Source organism: Salidesulfovibrio brasiliensis JCM 12178 (assembly GCF_001311825.1).
GTDB lineage: Bacteria > Desulfobacterota > Desulfovibrionia > Desulfovibrionales > Desulfovibrionaceae > Pseudodesulfovibrio > Pseudodesulfovibrio brasiliensis.
On sequence record NZ_BBCB01000139.1, the window covers coordinates 1 to 4,292 of the forward strand.

Annotated in this window: 4 protein-coding genes; all 4 read right to left on the reverse strand. The window is 59.6% G+C overall.

What is annotated here, in order from left to right:
• Positions 1 to 216: 216 nt before the first annotated feature.
• The 4 genes from JCM12178_RS17025 to JCM12178_RS21160 all read right to left on the reverse strand — a co-directional run bounded on the left by JCM12178_RS17025 (position 217) and on the right by JCM12178_RS21160 (position 3,820).
• On the reverse strand, positions 217 to 798 hold the full coding sequence (locus JCM12178_RS17025) for a DNA-3-methyladenine glycosylase I (protein ID WP_054653144.1): 582 nt from the start codon (positions 796 to 798) through the stop codon (positions 217 to 219).
• Between the two features lie 248 nt (positions 799 to 1,046).
• Complete coding sequence (locus tag JCM12178_RS17030) at positions 1,047 to 2,480, reverse strand: sensor histidine kinase (protein WP_054653146.1); 1,434 nt, start codon at positions 2,478 to 2,480, stop codon at positions 1,047 to 1,049.
• A gap of 3 nt (positions 2,481 to 2,483) precedes the next feature.
• Positions 2,484 to 3,071, reverse strand: coding sequence for a hypothetical protein (locus tag JCM12178_RS21155; protein WP_369404554.1), 588 nt, complete (start codon positions 3,069 to 3,071; stop codon positions 2,484 to 2,486).
• Complete coding sequence (locus tag JCM12178_RS21160) at positions 3,071 to 3,820, reverse strand: phosphoglucose isomerase-related protein (protein ID WP_369404555.1); 750 nt, start codon at positions 3,818 to 3,820, stop codon at positions 3,071 to 3,073. The genes JCM12178_RS21155 and JCM12178_RS21160 overlap by 1 nt, the downstream gene beginning before the upstream one ends.
• Positions 3,821 to 4,292 lie beyond the last annotated feature (472 nt).

Consider the following 4,292-nt stretch of genomic DNA (forward strand, 5'->3'; position numbering starts at 1 on the left):
TACGAGCGGTTAATAAGCTAACCAGCGCCGAACCAGATCAATGGCCTAGCCCGGACAGTTGTCCATCAGCGTGGGCAACGCCCAACCAGGAGTTTTTGGAGATTCCTAGCCTTAGTCGTTGGCGAGTCATCGAGCCTTACGAATGAGGACAGCAGAGCAGAACCTTTTTGCCAAAAAGGTTCTTAGGCCCCCGGAGGGCCGCCGGAGGCATTCTCATTAACGGGCTAGATTTGCTATCTCATGGTGCCGGAAGCAGTGGACGAGGTGGTCGTTGACGAGTCCGGCGGCCTGCATGTGGGCGTAGACTGTGACCGGGCCGAGAAATTTGAAGCCGCGCTGTTTGAGGTCCTTGGCGATGCGGCGAGAGAGCTCGGTTTCGGGCGGGACATCTTCCATCCGAACGAAAGCGTTCTGGACCGGGCGGCCATTCACGAATCCCCAAATATAGTTGCAGAAACTGCCGAATGACTCCTGAATCTGTAAAAATGCGCGGGCGTTGCTGACAGTGGCTTCGATCTTGCGCCTGTTTCGGATGATGCCGGAGTCCTCCATGAGCCGCTGCACGTCCCTCTCGTCGAAAAGGGCGACCGCTTCGGGATCAAACCCGGCAAAGGCCCGCCGATAGCCTTCACGTTTTCGCAGAATGGTCAGCCACGAAAGACCGGCCTGTGCCGACTCCAGCACCAGAAACTCAAACTGCTTCCGATCCTCCAGCACCGGAACGCCCCACTCCGTGTCGTGGTAGAGGATTTCCTCCTCAGACCTCAACGCCCAATCACAACGAATTCTCTCGGGCATGTTCACTCCCTTGGTTCAAGGTGCCTCCGGCGGGCAGGGCGCTGCCCTGCACCCGGCAAAGGGGATAATCCCCTTTGCAATCCCTGACTTGAAGGCGTTTACAAAAAGCGAAACCCTCACGTGCCCGGACAACCCCGCCGAAGGCAAGCCAAAAGATTTGGGAGATTCTCAAGAACCTTTTGCAAAAGGTTCTTGAGCCCCCGGAGGGCCGCCGGAGGCACCACCCGGGAGGGCCGCCGGAGGCTCTTCTACCCGTGCGACCCTTTGAACGTTGCTGTCACGCGCGCGCCGCCTTCGGGCGCGTTTTCGAGGTCGAGGGTTGCGTGATGGCTTTCGAGGATGTTGGAGACGATGGCGAGGCCGAGGCCGGTGCCGGTGTCTTTGGTGGTGAAGAAGGGGTCGCGGTACTTGTCCATGTGTTCGGTGTCGAAGCCGGGTCCGGTATCGCGGATGGTGATGCGGATGGTGTCGTCCGCGGCGTCCTGCTCGGCGTTGATGAAGAGTTCGCCGGGACCGTTCATGGCTTGGGCGGCGTTGGAGACGAGGTTGTAGAGGGCGCGGTAGAGGAGGTCCTTGTCGCCTTGGGTGATGAGGTCGTCGGGGCAGTCGCGGTGCACGGTTATGCCGAGTTTTTCGAATTCCGGTTCGAGGAACACGGCGATCTGTTCGAGCAGGCGGCAGAGGTTGACGTCCATCATGGTGGGTTGTTTGGGGCGTGCGTAGTCGAGGAATTCGGTGACGGTTCTGGACAGGCGTTTGGCTTCTTCGTGCAGGGCGGAAATGAGCCGGGTGTCGCCGCCAGTCTTTTCGGCTTTTTTGGTCAGCAGTTCGGAGGTGGAACAGATGATGCCGAGGGGGTTTCGGATTTCGTGGGCCACGCCGGAGACCATGCGGCCCATACCTGCGAGTTTTTCCTGCTGCAGGAGTTCTCGCTCAAGGCGCTGTTTTTCCTGAATGCGCTGGTTGTTGATGCGGTCGGCGCGGCCGAGCAGGGTGATGATGACGAAAAAGAGCACCATGGAGGAGAGCAGGGAGGAGGAGATGATGAGGCGCTCGAAGTTGATGACTTCCATGTATTCGTCGGTGATGTCCTGCGAGATTTCGAGGATGCCCATGATGGGGTTGTCGGTGATGGAGCTGAGGTTGGATTCGGCGCGCAGGGGGTAGTAGGAGGTCATGACGATGGTTCCGGGCTTGAGCCGGATGCTGAAGAGCGCGCCTATTTTCGAGACATTGCTGTCGATGCTTGCGGTGAACTGTTCCGAGGACCAGGTGTCGCGGACCTTGGTAATGTTGGGACCGGGCTTTCCGAGCTCGTCTTCCTTGAGGGAGTATGTCACGTCGCCGATGGCGTCGCAGATGCGCAGGTCCGTGACCTTGAAGCTGTGGATGGTGGAGCGCACGACCTGATCGAGACGCTTGAACTGCTCTGGGTCAGATATCTTGATGGAGCCATAGCGGATGAGCACGGGCAGGGCAAAGCGCGTCCAGACCTGATGGCTGACGTTTTCGGCAAGAAGAAGACCGAACTGTTCCTGCTTTTTGAGCAGGGACCGTTCGGTCCTTTCGGACAGGAAGATGGAGAGGAGCAGGCTGAAGCCGAGGATCAGGGTGAAGATGCTCCAGGAAAGAACTTTAATGCTTTGCAGCGGCCTCGGATTCCTGTCGGTATGTTTGTCCAACGTCTAGAACTCCCGGATTTCCCGTCTGGCGGAGAGGAAGGCGTCGAGGTCCTCCTTCTCGGGTCCGAGTCCATCGGCGCCGAGGCGGGCCTTGGCCAGCCGCTTGCCGAGTTCCACGGCAGGCTGGTCAAGAGGGTTGATGTCCATGAGCCAGCCGGTGAGGATGGTCGCCGCGCCAAGAAGCGCGATCATCTTACCGGCTAGCTTGGGCGAGTCCGCGCCAAGGCGCAATTCCACGAGCGGCACGTCGTTTTTCTGCAGTGCCATCATGGTGCCGAGCCCTTCCGCGCGGATGAGTTCGCCAAAGTCCTTGCCGCGCACATAGTCGAACTTGTCGGGCAGATCCTTGGGGAACCTCGGTCCGTCGGGCAGGCCGGGGCAGGTCAGGAACAGGCAGGCCTTGTTGCGGGGACCGTCGAGAAACATCTGGTTCACGGAGTGCTGGTCCGTGACGCCCACCGCCGGGATGGGCTGGCTGCCCTTGCCTTCCTTGCCGAGACTTTCCGCCCACAACTGGGCGAACCAGTCGCCAAAACTGGCCCAGAGGGGAATGTAGGCGAAAAAGATAAGCTCCGCAAACCCCGCGTCCATCAGGGCCTTGCCCCAGCAGGCGATGCGGAAGGACTCATGCAGGCAAGCCCCTCTCCGTCCAGATCGGGCGAAGCAAGCGGCGCGGCCACCTCCATGGCACCCTTTAAGATCGCGTCCACATCCATGCCGAGAAACAGCGCCGGGATCATCCCCACCGCGGAAAGCACCGAATAACGCCCCCCAAGATTCTCGGGAACCGGAAGCGTCACGATGCCGTTGGTCTCGGCCTCTTCACGCAGGAACCCGGACTCGCCGGTGACAAGCACCATGTTGTCCTTCCACCGATCCCCGAGCACCACCTCCATCCATTCGCGAATGATGAAATACTGCCCCACGGTCTCGATGGTCCCGCCGGATTTCGAAACGGTCACGACCACCGTCTTCTCAGGCGGCAATCTGTCCATATACCCTTCAAGCGTGCCGGGATCCACGTTGTCCGCAATCCACAGCCACGGCCCTTCATGACCGGGCATGTCCTGCTCAGGAAAAAAAGCCTCCTGAAGCGCCCGCGCACCAAGCGCCGAACCGCCAATGCCAAGCAGCAGCATATGATCGAACCCGGCAAGCTTCTCCTTCAAGTCCGCCAGCTGCTGCCGCAACTCCGGCAGGTACGGCATGGTCAGAAACGGCAGGTTGCCCGCACTCGTCTCGTCAGTAAGCCGCTTCGCAAGCTCCCCTGCACGGCCGACGTTCGTATGAATGTCCAGATCGGTAAGCCGGGCTCCGGTCCAGTCAAGAATGTCCGTCATGCTGCCTCCTTGTCCTTGTTCGGATCATGCATCATTTTGTAATGCATTGTTTTTTCTGTTTTCGCAACCACGTAGAAATACGTGGTCGGACCCTCGTTGTAGCATCTTTTCGCGCAAGGGCGATGATTATTTGGTGACGGCCCGGAAAAGGGAGTGCCTCCGGCGGCCCCTTCGGGGAGACCAAAGGGCCGGGGGCCCTTTGGAATCCCTGTGTTGTCGCGGACGATTGGAGATGCAGCGGGGCAGATGGTTTGCCGGAATATCGTGTCGGCATCCCCAATCGTCCGCGACGGGGGCGGAGGGTTTCTCTGCTTAGTGGAAAAGTGTGCGCCAACGGAAGGTTGTGGCACGATGTCATAACGAGTTTGAGCCATCCGTTAGGACTGGCTGGGGATTGTGCCTCCGGCGGCCCCTTCGGGGAGACCAAAAGGCCGGGGGCCCTTTGGAATCCCTGTGTTGTCGCGGACGATTG

What these genes read in the sequence shown, in the direction of transcription:
- JCM12178_RS17025 (WP_054653144.1), bottom strand. Translation starts at nt 798, where the DNA reads ATGCCCGAGAGAATTCGTTGTGATTGGGCGTTGAGGTCTGAGGAGGAA.
- JCM12178_RS21155 (WP_369404554.1), bottom strand. Translation starts at nt 3,071, where the DNA reads ATGGACGCGGGGTTTGCGGAGCTTATCTTTTTCGCCTACATTCCCCTC.
- JCM12178_RS21160 (WP_369404555.1), bottom strand. Translation starts at nt 3,820, where the DNA reads ATGACGGACATTCTTGACTGGACCGGAGCCCGGCTTACCGATCTGGAC.